The following is a 15732-nucleotide window of genomic DNA, read 5'->3' on the forward strand; positions in this document are numbered from 1 at the left end:
CGCCTCCCCCTACTGGAGACTCAAGCCCATCACCCAGGAGACCCCACCGGCTTGGGGACGGGCTACCCCCGCGTCATCCACAGGTCTTGAGGACTATCCGAACCACCGGTTCGGTCCCACCGAATGAGCTTGTGAAGCTCAGCCACCAGAGGGGTTGAGCCTGGTGAGGGGCGCGAGGGGGTGGCCGGGATCGTTTGTGCGAGCGGCAGTGAGGCTTGGGGGTGGCGACGGGATTGTTCGCTGGGCTACGTTGTGTGGTCATGACTACCGGGACGGCGTCGCGCCACGCACGGATTGGTGACCCGGTGCTCTTCTGAGTGCCGGACGGGCCGTGGGCGGCCCGCTGTTGGATCGTGGATCCTGTGCTGCTGCGCGGGCTCCGCCTCCGTCGTGTTGATCACAGGCTGGACAGGTCAACCACGACAGGAGAATTCATGCCCACCACGATGCTGCAGATTCCCACCGCGCACGGCCAGGCCGACGCGTTCGCCGTCTTCCCCGACGGGGGCGGGCGGTACCCGGGGGTGCTGATGTACCCGGACGGCTTCGGGATCAGGCCCGCGCTGCTGGAGATGGCCCGCGAACTGGCCGGACACGGGTACTACGTGCTCGTTCCCAACCTCTTCTACCGGCACGGCCCGGCACCGGTGGTCGAGCTTCCCGAGCACATCGGCGAGGAGGCCCGGCCGGCGGTCTTCGCCCAGCTGATGCCCTTGATCGAGGCGCACACCCCCGAGCGCGTCCTGCGCGACGCCGACGCCTACCTCGGGTTCCTCACCACCCGGCCCGAGGTCGCTGCCGGACCGGTCGCGGTGACCGGCTACTGCATCGGCGGCCTGCTCGCGATGCGCACCGCCGCGGCCCACCCGGGCCAGGTGGCCGCCGTCGCCGCGTTCCACGCGCCCGTGGGCGCCGACGGGCCCGACCTGCTCTTCAAGATCACTGCCCAGGTCCATCTCGGCCACGCCGAAGGCGACATGACACCCGAGGCTCTCGGCGAGCTCAACCGGACCCTGGATGCCGCAGGTGTCGGCTACACCTCCGAGATCTACCCCGGCACCATCCACGGCTTCACGATGTCCGACACCGACGCCTTCGACCCCGCCGCCCTGCGCCTCCACTGGGACCGCCTGCTGCCCCTTCTGGGCCGCACCCTGGCCACCGGCTGACACCCGTGGTCAACGGCTGCGGCCCCGGCCCGGAACCCAGGCCCGAGGACCTGGTGCGCGGGGTGGCAGCCGGGCGGGTTAGGTTACCCGGATGAGTCTTCTCGAGGATGTGGCCGAGCGCGACGGCTGGCGGTGCTGGGTGTGCGACGAGCCGGTCGACCCTGACAAGTCGGTGAACGACGCCCGCGGGCCCAGCGTTGACAGCCGGACCGCCGACCGGAAGGCCAAGGTCGCCGAGCGGCTCGCGCACCGCGGGTGCAACTCCCGCAAGGGCGCCGTCAAGGTGGTCATCGCCTGGCCGGACCGCCTGTACGTGGTCGAACCCGCGCCGCTGATCACCGTTGCCGGGAGGTTGGAGCGCAAGGGGGGCCGCGAGATGGTGGGTCGTTGTCCGACCAGGAAGGACGCCCAGGAGACGGCGGACTGGCTGCTGGACCGGTTCTCCCGGCTGGTGCCGGAGCTGCCGGTGACCGCCGACATCGAGGCGGGCGGCGGCCAGTTCCTGGTCATCCTCGCCACCGGCCGCCGCTGACCGCCTCCCGGCGGTTCAGGGCGCGGCGTCCCTGATCGGGAAGGTGCCGGCGGCGCCGGTGAGCTCCAGCATCCGCAGCACCAGGGGGCGGGGGCGGGTCAGCTCGATCCGGCAGCCGTCGGCATCGGCGCGGGCGCGGGCGCGCAGCAGCACGTTGAGGCCGGTGGAGTCGCAGAACTCCAGAGCACCGAAGTCGATCACCACGACCGTCCCGACCGGTCGCAGGGCCTCGTCCAGGGCGTCCCGCAGGATGTCGGCGGTGTCCAAGTCGAGCTCTCCGCGCAGGGTGAGCACGGTGCCGTGTGCCCAGGGCCGCGCGTCCACCGCCAGCTCGCCCGGCTCGACCCCGTCGGCTTTCGGTCTCGGCTTCGGACGCTTCATGGGCTCGACACCTCCCGCCCGCGTCTGCCGCTTCCCTCCACGATAGGTCCGCCCGGCGGAATTCAGTCGGCCCGGCGCCCGGCCGACAACCAGGGCACGGCACCCCGGGCACGGTGAACAGGACACGCCAACAAGGACACGGCGCCCAGGGCGCGGTGACCAGGACACTGGTCGGCGAACGCCGGGCGCACCCGGTCCGCACCGCGTCAGCCGCGCACCCGACCGGAGCCGAGCGGGGAGGCCACCTCCAGCCAGACCCGCTTGCCCTCCCCCTCCGGCTGCGAGCCCCAGGCGCGGGCCAACCGATCGACCACCCGCAGTCCGTGACCGCCCGGCCGGCCGGGGTCGGCACGCAGCTGCAGCCGCGGCGGCACCGGGCTCGCGTCGCTCACCTCCACGCGCAGCCTCCGGTCGTCCCAGTGCAGGCACAGTTCGCGCGGGCCGCCGGGAGCGTGCAGGCAGGCGTTGGTGACCAGCTCGGAGACCATCAGCAGGATGTCCTCGGCGGCCGCCCGCTGCTCGGCGTCTCCCGTCGGCAGCCAGTTCCAGTCGGTCAGGGCGTGGCGGCTGAAGTCGCGGCAGCGGTGCACCGCCCCCTCGCAGCCGTACAGGGCCAGCCGCCTGGACTGCCCGCCGACCGGCGTGCTGCTGACACGGCCCTCACTGGTCACCGGAGACACCGCTCGCGTCGCCGGCGGCGTTCGGCGCTGCGCCCGGCTGCTGAAGGGCCGCGCCGATGCTCGGGTGGACCCGGAGCACGGCGTCGGCACCGGTCACCTCGAACAGCCGGGCGACGGTCGGCCGCAGCCCGGCGACCTCCAGCCGCCGACCGGCCGCCTCGGCCTCCAGACGGGCCCGCAGCAACACGTTGAGTCCGGTGGAGTCACAGAACCCCAGACCGCCGAGGTCCACCACCACCCGGGTGAGGCCCTCCTCGACGGACCTGCCCGGGGCGGAGCCCGAAACCTGGCCCGAGCCCGAAACCGACCCCAGAGCCGCCCGCAGGGCCGCACGCACCTCGTCCGCCGTGTCGTAGTCCAGATCCCCGGTGACCACGACGACCAGCGCACCGGCCTCCTGCCGGGACGAGACCGACAGAAGGGGCGGCCGCTCGCCCCCTGCTGCTCCTGCTGCCATCGCCATCCCGGGCTCCCGGTCCGCCGGCGACGGCCCTGCGCCGTCCCGATCATGATGCCGTGCAGACTGCCGACCCGCGCGGAACGACGGGGAGCGCTGTACCGCCTCGACGGCCGCCGGGCGGTCCGACCAGACCACGGCTTCGTCCATACCGGGGCGTCTGCCCTGCCCGCTTCCGGCTACACCGCCGTCAGCGGCCGCAGCGGACGGCCCGCGGGAAGGGCACGGTCACCGGACCGCCACCGGACCGGCCGTCCCACGCGGACGCCGCCCGTCAACGCCGCGCCCGCCGGTACCGCCTGCGGCTCACCGCCGCGGTGGACCGGCCGACCGGACCTGTCCGGTCGCGCCCGAGGTCCCCGATCGGCCGCTTCCGACAGCAGGAGAGGAAACGATTCAGCGCCCGGTTGCAGGGGTCCCAAGCAGCGCGGACGCGCACCCGCGAGCGGCGGCCGACGGGTGAAAGCCACCCCCGTCAGGGCCGACACGACCGGCCGGACGTACCGATGGACGTGCACAGGCGGCCCCCTGCCGACAGCATGACAGAGTAAGCGCTCCATCACTATGAGCAACGGGGCCAGCGGGTCGGCGGATCCGCGCGCCGGTGATCCCGGCGGCCCCGTTATCGAGAGGTCCCATGATCACAACACTCGACCGGCCGGAAGCTCCGCAGGCGGAGCTCCGGGACGGCACGCAGCGGACGCCGGGGAGCCTGTCGTGAAAGCCCAGCAGCAGCCGCGCCCGGGACCGGTCAGCAGCACGCGTGCGGCGCCCGCGAACAAGGCCGAGGCGCTCGCCGACTGGGCCGACGGCCGACTGGGCATCTACGCCCTGTCCAGGTCCAACCTCCGCAAGATCTTCCCGGACCACTGGTCCTTCATGCTGGGCGAGATCTGCCTCTACACCTTCATCATCATCATCCTGACGGGCGTGTGGCTCACCCTCTTCTTCGTGCCCAGCATGGGCGAGGTCATCTACGAGGGCTCGTACATCCCGCTCAAGGGCATCCAGATGTCGCAGGCCTACGCCTCGACGGTCGACATCAGCTTCGAGATCCGCGGCGGCCTGCTGATCCGGCAGATCCACCACTGGGCGGCGATCGTGTTCGTCGCCGCGATGCTGGTGCACATGATGCGGGTGTTCTTCACAGGTGCGTTCCGCAAGCCGCGCGAGATCAACTGGATGTTCGGCGCGCTGCTGCTGTTCCTCGGGATGTTCGACGGCTTCATGGGCTACTCGCTGCCCGACGACCTGCTCTCCGGCACCGGCATCCGGTTCATGGAGGGCGCGGTGCTGGCCGTCCCGATCGTCGGCACCTACCTGCAGATGTTCATCTTCGGCGGACAGTTCCCCGGCGTGGTGATCGTGCCGCGACTGTTCACCGTGCACATCCTGCTGATCCCGGGGATCATGCTGGGCCTGCTGGTGGCACACCTGATCCTGGTCTTCTACCACAAGCACACCCAGTTCGCCGGGCCCGGCCGCACCCGGGACAACGTGGTCGGCATGCCGCTGATGCCGGTCTACATGGCGAAGGCGGGCGGCTTCTTCTTCCTGGTGTTCGGGGTCGTCTCCGTGATGGCGGCGATCGCGACCGTCAACCCGATCTGGCTGTACGGCCCCTACCGGCCCGACCAGGTGTCCACGGACGCCCAGCCCGACTGGTACATGGGCTACTCCGAGGGCCTGATCCGCGTCATGCCGGGCTGGGAGGTCAGCGTCTGGGGCGGCCACACCCTCAACCTGGGCGTGTTCATCCCGCTGATGGTCTTCCCGATGGTGCTGGCCGCCATCTGGTCCTACCCGTTCCTCGAGGCCTGGGTCACCGGCGACAAGCGCGAGCACCACATCGCGGACCGCCCGCGCAACGCCCCCGTCCGCACCGCCTTCGGCGCGGCCTGGGTCAGCCTCTACCTGGTCCTGCTGGCCGGTGGCGGCAACGACCTGATCGCCACCCACTTCCGCCTGTCGATCGACGCGATCACCTACGCGGTGCGGATCGGCTTCTTCGTGGTGCCGCTGGTGACCTTCGTGGTGGTCAAGCGCTGGTGCCTGGGCCTGCAGCGGCGCGACAAGGAGAAGGTGCTGCACGGCCGGGAGACCGGGGTCATCAAGCGGCTCCAGCACGGCGAGTTCATCGAGGTGCACGCCCCGCTCCCGCAGGGCCGTCTGCACACCCTCACCGACCACGACCAGCCGCAGCCCGCCGTGCTGCCCGCCGAGGTCGACGAGAACGGGGTGGCCCGCAAGGCCGGCATCCTCACCCGCACCCGGGTGAAGCTCTCCCGGGGATTCTTCGGCGAGGGCAGCCAGATCGCCAAGCCCACCGCCGAGGAGCACCACGAGATCACCAGCGGCCACGGCCACCACTGATCCGCGGCTCCCGCACGACGGGGCCCGCCACGCCGTCGAACGCGTGGCGGGCCCCGTCGCCGTCCCGGACGACCCTCCTGAGGAGGCGTCCACCTCTCAAGGCAACGACCGCCCCGGGTCCGGCCCGGGCCGGATCAGCCGTGCAGGACGGCCGGGATCACCGCGAGCAGGGCCGTCGCAAGCGTCACCGAGAGGCAGACCGCCGCCCACCGGGCGCAGATCCGCCGGCACTCGCTGCGGTAGCGGGCCGCCAGCTGCCGGCAGCGCTCCACCGCCCGGTCGACGACATCCTCGGCGTAGCGCAACCGATCGGCGGCGTAGGCCTGTTCGAGGTTCTCCCGCTCGCCGGGCGAGAGCCAGGGGAACTGGGCGGCGAAGGACCGGGCGTCCCGCTCGGCCGCCGCCACCTCCGCCTCCCAGGCCAGGTAGCCCTCCAGGCGCGCGATCTCCACCTTCGAAACCTTCGAGGCCTTGGAGTCCTTCATGGCCTTCATGGCCTTGGAGTCCTTCAGGGCCTTCGCTGCCTTCGAGGCCTTCGAGTCCACCCGGGCACCCTCCCCGGCGCCCTTGCCCGGCCGAGGGCTCCGCGCTCTCGGCGGACGCTGTCTGCCACCCATGACCATGTCCCTTGTCCGGTAGAGAAGGCACCGGGGCGAGCAGCACTGCCGCAGCGGCCCGGGCTTGACGGCGGTCGGCCGACACCCCGCCCGCAGAACGCGGAACACCGGGGACGCATCGCACCGAAACCAGGTAACTACTACCAGTGACGGGACGGTAGCCCAGCGCCGACGCGCCGGGCGCGAGGGCCGCCGCGCGGGCCCGGCGGGCTCCGGTCGGGGCGGACGCCCACCCGAACGAGGGAGTCGACGCCCGCCCCGGGGGGGCCGACCGGGCCAAACGCCAGGGCGAGCACCGCCACGCAGCGCACACGGCCGTGTACCATCTGCGATCGAGGCGGCGCCCTGACGGCCGCCGGCCCGGCCCTCCCCGGTCCGCCCCGGGGGTTCGAACCAGGAGGTCACGCGATGCCCGATGCCGGTCGTTTCAGCGAGTTGGGCGAGCAGGGCTCGCGAGCCGTCATGGAGGCGGCCGCCGTACTGGAGAGTGAACTGTCCGCCGGACTGACCGAGGCCAAGGCGGCCGGCGAGCGGCTGACCAGCGAGCACCAGGTGGACCAGCAGGAGTTCGACCGACTGGTGCGCCGGGTCTCGGAGAACACCCACCAGCTGATCGACGCCGTCACCGCCCGGGTGATGGACAACGCCGCGGGCGAGGCGTCCGAGCACACCCGGCGGATCGCGGCCAACGCGCACGACGTCCTCGACCTGCTGCTCAATCTGAGCAGTCTGGCGCCGGCCGTAGCCAACCGGGCCATGCGGAGCACCTTCGACGACCGGCAGGACGGGTGACGGCGGCGAGCCGGGAGGCCGTCGGCGGCGCGGTGCTGGTCGAGCAGGTGCTGGCCCGCTACCGCGAGCGGACCGTCACCGAGCTGCTGCGGCACATCCCGGAGCAGAGCCCGCCATACCTCTACGACCTGGCCTCGGACTACCCGGCCCGCCCCTGCAAGGGGCTGCGCTCCGCGCTCTGCCTGGCCACCAGCGCGGCGTTCGGCGGCGACCCCCGGCGGGCGATGAACCCGGCCGTGACGGTCGAGCTGTTCCACAACGCCTTTCTGATCCACGACGACATCCAGGACGGCAGCGAGCTGCGCCGGGGCGGGCCGACGCTGTCCGCCCAGTACGGGGTCGAGGTCGCGCTGAACGTCGGCAACGCGACCAACCTGCTCGGCCTGCGGCGACTGATGGCCAACCGGCGCGCGCTCGGCGGCGAGCTGGCCTGGCGGCTGTTCGAGGAGACCGAGCTGATGTGCCGCCAGTCGCTGGAGGGCCAGGCGATGGAGATCGCCTGGATCCGCGACAACGCCTGTGACCTGGTACCCGCCGACTACTACCGGATGTGCCTGAAGAAGACGTCCTGGTACACCTTCCTGTACCCCTGCCGTGCCGGGCTGCTGGTGGCCGGCGGTGCGGCCCGCGGGGAGGAGCGCAGGCTCGACCGGTTCGGCTGGTACCTGGGCGCCGCCTACCAGATCCAGGACGACGTGCTGAACCTGATCGGCACGCTGGAGGGCTACGGCAAGGAGATCGCCGGGGACCTCTGGGAGGGCAAGCGGACCCTGGTGCTGATCCACCTGCTGGAACGCTGCTCCCCCGCCGAACGCGCCCGGATCGTCCGCTACCTGAGCCGCACCAGGGCGCAGCGCGGGCCCGGCGCGGAGGAGGACGTCCACTGGCTGCTGGAGCGGATGACGGCGTACGACTGCGTGGCGAGCGCTCAGGAGGCGGCCGCCGGGCTGGTCACCGCGGCCGAGCGCGAGATCGCGGCGGTACTGCAGGACTGGGTTCCGGTACCGGCCGAGGACGGGGAGGGCGGCGGCGACACCGGCGAGGAGGGCGCGGTTGACGGCCAGGAGGCCGCCGAGGCCCGGGAGTTCCTGCTCGCCCTGCCGGGGTTCGTGGTCACCCGCGACCGCTGAGCGCACTGCTCCCCGGGCTGGACGGCCCGCGGACCGGTGCGTTCCGGGCGGCCTGCCGCTGACGGCCCTACCGCCGGCGGCGGGCCGCCCCCGGGGTCGCGCCCGCCTCCGCGTTCACACCGTGCGGGTAGGATCCGCTCCCTACCGGGCGCCGACCCTGGTCCGGGCCCGGGAACCGGCCGCGGCATGATCGGCGTCAGGGGAAGCGATGCCGGTTGAGCATGGGGGTGGGGTGGCCGATGTCCGTACGATCCGGGCTGCGCGGGCTGGAACGGCTGGCCGGGCGGCTGCCGGGCGGGGTGGACCTGTACCAGTTGCGGCCGGACGGCCGCGTCCTGATCGCCGACCGGGACGGCGCCCGGGAGTTGGGGCCGCAGGGGGCGCACGGACCGGCCGGCGAGGAGCTGCTGCGCTTCATCGACGACGGCCAGTTCGCGCACTACCTGGTCGGTGACGCCAAGACCTCGCCCGAGCGGCCGTCCAACGCCACCTACAAGCTCGGCATCGTCGCCCCGCACAGTGCGTTCACCCCGCACGCCCACGGCGGCGAGCACCTGGTGCTCAGCCTCGGCCACGCCTCCTGCGGGCTGTACGACGCCGAGCGCCGCCGGGTCGTGGACGTGCCGCTCACGCCCGGACTGCTGATCCGCATCCCCGAGCTGATGCCGCACTCCTTCGCCAACCGGGGCTCCGGGCCGCTCAACATCCTGGCCGCCAATACCGGGTTCGGCATCGACCACGAGGACTACGCGATCACCGCGGCCGAGGCCGAACGCCGCGAGGACGCCCAACTGGCCGCCGCGCTCAGGGAAGTGGAGCAGACCCAGAGCGTGGGTACGGTCAGCGCGAGAGAGCGGCTGGCCGCCCGGCTGCGCCGCTTCGCCGCCACGCTGGAGACGCCGAGATGATCTGCCCGCACTGCCAGTCGAACCTGCTGCAGCGTCAACGCACCGGCCGTACCTGCTCGAGCTGCCGCAAGAAGTTCGCGCTCGACCCCAAGGTGGACGGGGTCGGCCTGCACGATGTGCGGATCCGGCGCACGACCACCCGGCTGACGGACGAGGGCAGACTGGTCTGCACCGTCGACCAGGTGCGCTGGGCGCTGGAGAGCCGGGGCCGCCCGGCACAGGAGTTCCGCGGATCCAAGGGCGGCGCGGGCTGCCTGACCGTGCTCGGCATCGGGGCGCTGATCGCCGCCATGGCCCTGCACGGCAGCCTGATCGTGCTGGCCGCCCTCGTGGGCGTCACACTGATCGGCTTCGCGGTCCGCGCGATGGTCCTGTCCGACGCGCCCGCACCGCTCCGCCAGCGCCGGCCGATGCGCACCGCCGGGTCCTTCCACGGCACGCTGGTGACGCGCTGGAACGCCGTCTACGGGAGCCTCCCGTCGGGTCTGGTGGAGGACGACCGGGTCAGGTCCGAACCCCTGGTGGGCCCTCCCTCGGTCGTGCTGCTCTGCCCGGACCCCACGGTCACCAGGTTCCTGCAGGCCAACGGCTTCCCCCGGGAGCACCGGGCGCTGCTCGTCGCCGACCTGCGCGCGGTGCCGGACGGCGTACCCGTGGTGGTCCTGCACGACGCCTCCCCGCAGGGCTGCCTGCTGGTCGCCGACGCCCGGGCCAAGCAGCCCGGCCGCCGGGTGGTGGACGCGGGCCTCCCAGCCCACGCCGTGCTGGCCGCCGAGAGCAGGTTCGTCCACCTGTGCGACCCGGACCGCTCCGAGGAGCTGCGGATCCGGCTGGAGAGGTCCGTGCCCGGGCTCAGCCCGAGCGAACTCGCCTGGTACGCCGAGGGCTGGTGGAGCCCGGTGGCCGCACTCCCGCCCAAGCGGCTGCTGGCGATCGCCGTCCGCGCGGTCGAGCGCGCCGTCGAGCCGCCGGCCCGGATCGCGCTCGTGAAGCAGCGCGCACCGGAGGACCCCGCCGAGACCCGCCGCCGCGCGCTCGCCGTCGGTTTCCTCACCTGGCCCGAGGAGGGCACCCCATGACCGCCCCGCCGCCGCCCATACCCTCCGGACCGGGCCTGCCCCGGCGCGGTCCGGCGCGCCGCCGCCCGCTGCTCGTCGGCGCGCTGGCCCTGGCCGCCGCCCGGGCCGGGGCGCCCGGCGACCTGCGGTACACCGAGCGCCAGCTGTACTACGAGCTGTGCCGGGTCCTGCAGCCCCTGCACGCCGGGCCGCGGCGGATCCCGTACACGCTCGCGCCGCCGGTTCGCTACGCCCGGTTCGCCGAGGCGCTGGCGGCGCGGAGCGGTGAACCGCCCGGGCTGCTCCCCCCGCTGGCGCCCACCGCGCCGGCGGTGCGAACGGTGCGGACGACCGCCGAGAGCGACCTCTACGACTACGGGATACCCCGGCTGCTGGTCTGCCAGAGCCGGGACATCACGCGGATGCTGATCGCCAACGACCTGCACCTCGAAGCGGCCTGCCCGGTACTCGCCGCCGACGAACTGCCGCTCGACCCACGGCTGGTGGCCGCCCTGGAGCAGGGCGACGCCCTGGTGCACGTCCTGCACGACGCCAGCCCCGCCGGGCTCGCCTGCTTCGAGCGGGTGCGCGAGACGTACGGCCCCCGTGGCGCCGGGCTGAAGGTCCGCTCGATGGGCCTCGTCCCCCGGCACGCGACCACCCTTCACCTGACCGCCGGACGCGGCCCGCACCCGTACACCGGCCCGCTGCCGACCGGGCTGCGCGAGGCGGAGCGGGCCTGGCTCGGCAGCGGCCGCACCATCGAGCTGGCCGCCGTCGGCCCCGCCCGGCTGCTGCACACCGTGATCCGCCAGGTCCGGGGTGCCTCGGGCGCGCCCCGCCGGGCCCCGCTCCACCGGCGGGTCCGCACCGTGCGCGATACCGGCTTCCTGACCTGGCCGACGGCCTGAGGCCGTCACCCCACACCTGAGGACTCCCTTCGATGACGCAGCCACGGCACATCGGCTACAGCGACGAACTGCTGGCGGACGGCACCGTGCACCGCCGCTACGAGGACGGCCGCAGCGAATGGCGCCGACGCGGCGCCGACGGCCGCGTGCACTGGCACGACAACCGCGAGGGCGTCGGCACCGACGAGCGCCTCGGCACCGACCTGATCAAGCGCACCAACGCCGACGGCACCGTCGCCTACGGCCGCGACATCGGCTACGGCCGGACGGTCTGGGCCCGCGGCGAGCAGGTCACCGTGAACCGCACCGCCTTCCGCGGCCGCCTCGGCGTGGTGCTCGGCGCCCTCGGGGTGGCCGGTGCCACCGCCGTGGCCGTCTCGCAGTTCCCGCCCTTGGAGCTGAGCGCGGACGAGGAGGAGGAGCTGCGCCGGCAGGCCCAGGCGCAGCAGGCCAACTCCTCTGGTGGGGACGGCGGTTCGGGCGGCGGGGACGGCGGCTCGGGCGGGGGCGGTGGGGACGGCGGGGACTTCAGCGGGGACGACGACGGGGACGGTCACGGCGACTACGCGGGCGACTGGAGCGACTCCGGCGCCGACGGCTGGGACGGTGACGACTTCGGCTGAGTCCGGGCCCCGGACGCCTCGAACCATTCGGGGCTGCGCACGCACCCAACCTGTGCACGCACCACACCGAAAGGCACCACTGAGCAATGGCACGCTGCTGCGCCTGCACCGGGTCCGACTCCGGCCGGGCCCGCGCCCATCTCGCCGCGATCGCCGAAGCAGGCGGATCAGGGGGGACAGCTCTCGGCAGCGGCGCCATGGCCGCCCTGATCGCGGGTGAACCCGGCTACGCCGAAGGGCCGTTCACCGTGGACGGCGTCACGGCCGTCGGCGAGGCCACCCTGCACAACCGCGCCGAACTACTCGCAGCCCTGACCGCCGCCGGCACCCCCGCCCCGCCCGCCTGCCCCGACGGCGAGCTGCTGCTGCACCTGTGGCGGCGGCTCGGCGCGGACGGCGTCCGGCAGGCCGACGGCATGTTCGTGCTCGTCGTGGTGGACGGCACCGACCTCGTCCTGATCCGCGACCACGTCGGCGCCCGGACGGTCTTCTACGCCCGCGCCGACGGCTGCTGGGCCGCGTCCACCTCCCTGCGCGCGCTGCGGCACTGGCCCGCGCTCGCCACCGGCGTCAACCTGGCCGCCGTCCGCTCCTTCCTCACCTTCGCCTACCTGCCCGGCGAGGAGACCCTGCTGCGCGGGGTCTCGGAGGCGCTGCCCGGGCGGATCCTGCGGCTCTCGGCGGACGGGTCGACCCGCGAGGAACGGTACTGGGAGCCCGCCGAACTGCTCCCCGCGAAGGCCGACGAGATACCGCCCGGGGAGTACGCGCAGCAGCTGCGCACCCTGCTGGAGCAGGCCACCGCCCGGCGGCTGCCGGTCGGCGAGGACGTCGCGGTGCTGCTCTCCGGCGGGGTCGACAGCTCGCTGGTCACCGCGCTCGCCGCCCGCCTGCACGACCGCCCCGTGCACACCTACTCGATCAGCTTCGGCGACGAACTCCCCAACGAGCTCGGCTACTCCGGCCTGGTCGCCGAGCACTGCGGGACCAGGCACCGGGTGCTCAGCGTCTCCGGCAGCGAGGTGGCCGCCCGGCTCGCCGACACCGTCGCCCTGCTGGACAGCCCGGTCGGCGACCCGCTGACCGTCCCCAACCTGATGCTCGCCGAGGCCGTCGCCGGCGACGGGCTGAGCGTCTCGCTGAACGGCGAGGGCGGCGACCCGGTCTTCGGCGGCCCGAAGAACCTGCCGATGCTGGTCCACGAGATGCACCGGGACGACCCTGCGCCCGAAGTCCGGGCGGAGGCGTACCTGCGGTCGTACCGCAAGTGCTACGAGGACCTGCCCCGGCTGCTCACCCCCGGCGCCCTGCGGATGCTGGAGGCCGAACCGCTGCCGCGCCGCTTCGTCGCGCCCTATCTGCGGCCCGGGCCGATGCACTCGCTGCTGAACCAGCTGCTGCACTGCAACCTCCGCACCAAGGGCGCGCACCACATCCTCACCAAGGTCGAACGGCTCACCGCCTCGCGCGGCGTCCAGGGCCGCTCCCCGCTGTTCGACCGGCAGGTGATCGACCACGCCTTCGCCACCCCGCCACGGCTCAAGCTCAACGGCACGGTGGAGAAGTGGGTGCTCAAGGAGGCCGTCCGCGACCTGCTCCCGGCGACCGTCACCGACCGCCCGAAGAGCGGCATGCGGGTGCCCGTCCAGCAGTGGCTCCGCGGCCCGCTGCGCGACCTCTCGGGGGACCTCCTGCTCGGCCGGCAGGCCCGCGACCGCGGACTGGTCCGCCCCGACACCGTCCGTACCTGGATGCGCCGTGAGGGCACCCTGCTCCCCCGCCAGGGAGGCAAGCTCTGGCTGGTCCTCACCCTCGAACTCTGGCTGCGCGCCTACGACCTGTGAGCTGCTACCCGGAAGGCCCAGCATGCACCCGACCGACCTGACCGACCCGGCCGGCCCGACCGAGCCGGTCGTCCTGACCGACCCGCGGACCGGCGCCACCCGCGGCACCCTGCCGGCGGCCCGCGCCCCGCGCGTCACCGCGGCCGTCGCCGCCGCCCGGGCCGCCGCCGGCCCCTGGCGCGCGCTCACCCCTCGCGAGCGGGAGCGGCGCCTGGACGCGCTCGCCGACCTCGTCGAGCAGCACCTCGACCGGTACGCCGCGCTGGAGCAGGCCGGTACCGGCAAGCCGGCGGCCGAGGCGCTCGGCGAGGTCCGCGAGGTCGCCGACCTGTTCCGGTTCTACGCGGGCGCCGCCCGGACCGGCAGCGCGCCCGCCGCCGGGCGGTACCTCCCGGGCCACGAGAGCTGGGTGCGCTGGGAGCCGATCGGCGTGGTCGGGGCGATCGTCCCGTGGAACTACCCGCTGCTGATGGCCGCCTGGCGCTGCGCCCCCGCCCTGGCCGCGGGCAACACGGTGGTCGTCAAGCCCGCCGAGACCACCCCCGACTCGGTCGGGCTGCTCGCCGAGCACGCGGCGCAGGCGCTCGGCGAGGGCGTGCTCGGTGCGCTCCCGGGAGACCGGGAGACCGGCCGGCTGCTGGTCGCGAGCGGCGTCGACATGCTCGCCTTCACCGGCAGCGCGGCCGCCGGCGCCGACATCGCCGCCCGGGCCGGCCACCGCCGGGTCAGCCTGGAGCTGGGCGGGAACAGCCCCGTCGTGGTCCTGCCCGACGCGCCCGACCACACCTGGACCGCCCTGGCCGCGGCCTGCACCTACAACGCCGGCCAGAGCTGCGCGGCACCCGCCCGGGTGATCACGCTGGCCGAGAACTACGAGCAGGCCGTCGCCGGGCTCACCGCCGCCCTGGCCGACTGCCGGGCCGGCCGCGACTTCGGCCCGCTCAACAACCCCGACCAGGCCGCCCGCTACGACCGCCTGCTCGCCGCCTCCGCCGCGAAGCGATCGCTCGCGGCCCCCGGCCGCAGCGACGGCCTCTGGCGCCCCGCCTGGCTGCTCGCCGACCTGCCGGACGACGACCCGGCCGTCCTGGAGGAGGTCTTCGGCCCGCTCCTGACCGTCCAGCACGCGGCCGGCCTCGACGAGGCGCTCGCCCTGGCCAACGGCGTGCCGCAGGCGCTCGCCGCCAGTGTCTGGACCAGCGACCTCAGCACCGGTCTCGACCTCACCGCCCGTCTGAACGCCGGTGAGACCTGGCTCAACTGCCACCTCGCGCAGAGCGCCGAGCTCCCGCACGGCGGCCGCGGCGCCTCCGGTCACGGCACCGACCTCAGCACCCTCGCCCTCCAGGAGTACCAGCGCCCGAAGACGGTCACCGCCCGGCTCTGACGGGCCCTCGGCCCGGGGGCTCGACGCTCCGACCACGGCAGTTCCCGTGGACAGCCGAACCACGGTGGCACTCAGCCGGCCGTCAGGACCTCCACGCCGCGAGCCGTGAGCTGCTCGACCACCGCGTGACGGGGGTCGGCGTCGGTGATCAGCCCGCTGATCCCCTCCCACGGCAGGACGCGGAAACGTGACGCCGTACCGATCTTCTCGGACGAGGCGAGGATGTAGGTCTCCGCGGCCCGGGCGGCCAGGGCGCGCTTCATCGCGGCCTCCTCGGCGTCGCCGGTGGTCAGCCCGGCCTCCGGGTGGACGCCGGTGACGCCGAGCAGGCAGAGGTCGGCCGAGACGTTCTGGGCGGCCTCCACCGCGGCGGCGCCGCAGGCAACCGCCGAGTGCTTGAAGATCCGGCCGCCGAGCAGGAAGACCTCGGCCTGCGGATGGTCGAGCAGCGCGACCACGATGGTCGGGCTGTGGGTGATCACCGTGCAGGCCAGGTCCGGCGGAAGCAGCCGGGCGACGGCGAGGGCGGTGGTGCCGCCGTCCAGGATCAGCGTGCTGCCCGGCCGGACCAGCGCGGCGGCCTTCGCGGCGACCCTCTGCTTGCCGTCGGGGGTGACGGTCGTCCGGGCGGCGTAGTCCGCCACGGCCGGGGAGACGGGCAGCGCTCCGCCGTAGACACGGTGGCAGAGCCCGTCGGCGGCGAGGTCGCGCAGGTCGCGCCGCACGCTGTCCTCGGAGATGCCCAGGTCGGCGGCGACGTCCTTGGCGACCACCTTGCCCTCGCGGGCGAGCAGGCCCAGCAGGTGGTCGCGCCGTTCAGCAGCCAGCATCCGCATTCTCTCCTGTTCTTGCACGTTTTTGCATGTATCG

16 protein-coding genes are annotated in these 15732 nt (G+C 73.6%); 11 read left to right on the forward strand and 5 right to left on the reverse strand.

Annotated elements, in window-relative coordinates:
* Positions 1 to 434: 434 nt before the first annotated feature.
* Together ACGFZP_RS24465 and ACGFZP_RS24470 are read left to right on the forward strand one after the other, a co-directional pair.
* Positions 435 to 1169: a dienelactone hydrolase family protein gene (locus tag ACGFZP_RS24465; protein ID WP_392936668.1), complete on the forward strand. Its 735-nt coding sequence runs from the start codon at positions 435 to 437 to the stop codon at positions 1167 to 1169.
* Positions 1170 to 1260: 91 nt separating this feature from the next.
* Complete coding sequence (locus ACGFZP_RS24470) at positions 1261 to 1701, forward strand: hypothetical protein (protein WP_392936671.1); 441 nt, start codon at positions 1261 to 1263, stop codon at positions 1699 to 1701.
* A 15-nt stretch (positions 1702 to 1716) separates the two neighbouring features.
* Here the strand turns inward: ACGFZP_RS24470 and ACGFZP_RS24475 are convergent, their stop codons facing one another.
* The 3 genes from ACGFZP_RS24475 to ACGFZP_RS24485 all read right to left on the reverse strand — a co-directional run bounded on the left by ACGFZP_RS24475 (position 1717) and on the right by ACGFZP_RS24485 (position 3225).
* A complete protein-coding gene (locus ACGFZP_RS24475) occupies positions 1717 to 2082 on the reverse strand; it encodes an STAS domain-containing protein (protein ID WP_392936673.1) in 366 nt (121 codons plus the stop codon).
* A gap of 206 nt (positions 2083 to 2288) precedes the next feature.
* Entirely contained in the window at positions 2289 to 2753 is a 465-nt protein-coding gene (locus tag ACGFZP_RS24480) for an ATP-binding protein (protein WP_392936676.1), read from the reverse strand.
* A complete protein-coding gene (locus tag ACGFZP_RS24485; RefSeq protein WP_392936678.1) occupies positions 2743 to 3225 on the reverse strand; it encodes an STAS domain-containing protein in 483 nt (160 codons plus the stop codon). Before ACGFZP_RS24485 ends, ACGFZP_RS24480 begins: the two co-directional genes overlap by 11 nt.
* Positions 3226 to 3936: 711 nt before the next feature.
* Here ACGFZP_RS24485 and ACGFZP_RS24490 point away from each other — a divergent pair.
* On the forward strand, positions 3937 to 5592 hold the full coding sequence (locus ACGFZP_RS24490; protein ID WP_392936681.1) for a cytochrome bc complex cytochrome b subunit: 1656 nt from the start codon (positions 3937 to 3939) through the stop codon (positions 5590 to 5592).
* Positions 5593 to 5726: 134 nt separating this feature from the next.
* On the opposite strand, the gene ACGFZP_RS24495 is transcribed toward ACGFZP_RS24490, so the two are convergent.
* Positions 5727 to 6137 carry a hypothetical protein gene (locus ACGFZP_RS24495; RefSeq protein WP_392936682.1) on the reverse strand — a complete coding sequence of 137 codons (411 nt, stop codon included), beginning with the start codon at positions 6135 to 6137 and terminating at the stop codon, positions 5727 to 5729.
* 480 nt (positions 6138 to 6617) lie between these two features.
* Here ACGFZP_RS24495 and ACGFZP_RS24500 point away from each other — a divergent pair, with 480 nt between their 5' ends.
* The 8 genes from ACGFZP_RS24500 to ACGFZP_RS24535 all read left to right on the forward strand — a co-directional run bounded on the left by ACGFZP_RS24500 (position 6618) and on the right by ACGFZP_RS24535 (position 14862).
* Positions 6618 to 7001 (forward strand): hypothetical protein, encoded by a 384-nt coding sequence (locus ACGFZP_RS24500; RefSeq protein WP_392936685.1) that lies wholly within the window; start codon positions 6618 to 6620, stop codon positions 6999 to 7001.
* Positions 6998 to 8131, forward strand: a complete 1134-nt coding sequence (locus ACGFZP_RS24505; RefSeq protein ID WP_392936687.1) for a polyprenyl synthetase family protein — start codon at positions 6998 to 7000, stop codon at positions 8129 to 8131. Before ACGFZP_RS24500 ends, ACGFZP_RS24505 begins: the two co-directional genes overlap by 4 nt.
* Before the next feature lie 239 nt (positions 8132 to 8370).
* Entirely contained in the window at positions 8371 to 9039 is a 669-nt protein-coding gene (locus tag ACGFZP_RS24510; RefSeq protein WP_392936689.1) for a cupin domain-containing protein, read from the forward strand.
* On the forward strand, positions 9036 to 10118 hold the full coding sequence (locus tag ACGFZP_RS24515) for a hypothetical protein (RefSeq protein WP_392936692.1): 1083 nt from the start codon (positions 9036 to 9038) through the stop codon (positions 10116 to 10118). The genes ACGFZP_RS24510 and ACGFZP_RS24515 overlap by 4 nt, the downstream gene beginning before the upstream one ends.
* Positions 10115 to 11008 carry a hypothetical protein gene (locus ACGFZP_RS24520; protein WP_392936695.1) on the forward strand — a complete coding sequence of 298 codons (894 nt, stop codon included), beginning with the start codon at positions 10115 to 10117 and terminating at the stop codon, positions 11006 to 11008. The genes ACGFZP_RS24515 and ACGFZP_RS24520 overlap by 4 nt, the downstream gene beginning before the upstream one ends.
* A gap of 32 nt (positions 11009 to 11040) precedes the next feature.
* On the forward strand, positions 11041 to 11631 hold the full coding sequence (locus tag ACGFZP_RS24525) for a hypothetical protein (RefSeq protein WP_392936698.1): 591 nt from the start codon (positions 11041 to 11043) through the stop codon (positions 11629 to 11631).
* 86 nt (positions 11632 to 11717) lie between these two features.
* Positions 11718 to 13475, forward strand: coding sequence for an asparagine synthetase B family protein (locus tag ACGFZP_RS24530; RefSeq protein ID WP_392936701.1), 1758 nt, complete (start codon positions 11718 to 11720; stop codon positions 13473 to 13475).
* Between the two features lie 22 nt (positions 13476 to 13497).
* Positions 13498 to 14862 carry an aldehyde dehydrogenase family protein gene (locus ACGFZP_RS24535; RefSeq protein WP_392936704.1) on the forward strand — a complete coding sequence of 455 codons (1365 nt, stop codon included), beginning with the start codon at positions 13498 to 13500 and terminating at the stop codon, positions 14860 to 14862.
* A 71-nt stretch (positions 14863 to 14933) separates the two neighbouring features.
* On the opposite strand, the gene ACGFZP_RS24540 is transcribed toward ACGFZP_RS24535, so the two are convergent.
* Positions 14934 to 15692, reverse strand: a complete 759-nt coding sequence (locus ACGFZP_RS24540; RefSeq protein ID WP_392936707.1) for a DeoR/GlpR family DNA-binding transcription regulator — start codon at positions 15690 to 15692, stop codon at positions 14934 to 14936.
* Positions 15693 to 15732 lie beyond the last annotated feature (40 nt).

The organism is Kitasatospora sp. NPDC048239 (assembly GCF_043202015.1).
Classification (GTDB): Bacteria; Actinomycetota; Actinomycetes; order Streptomycetales; family Streptomycetaceae; genus Kitasatospora.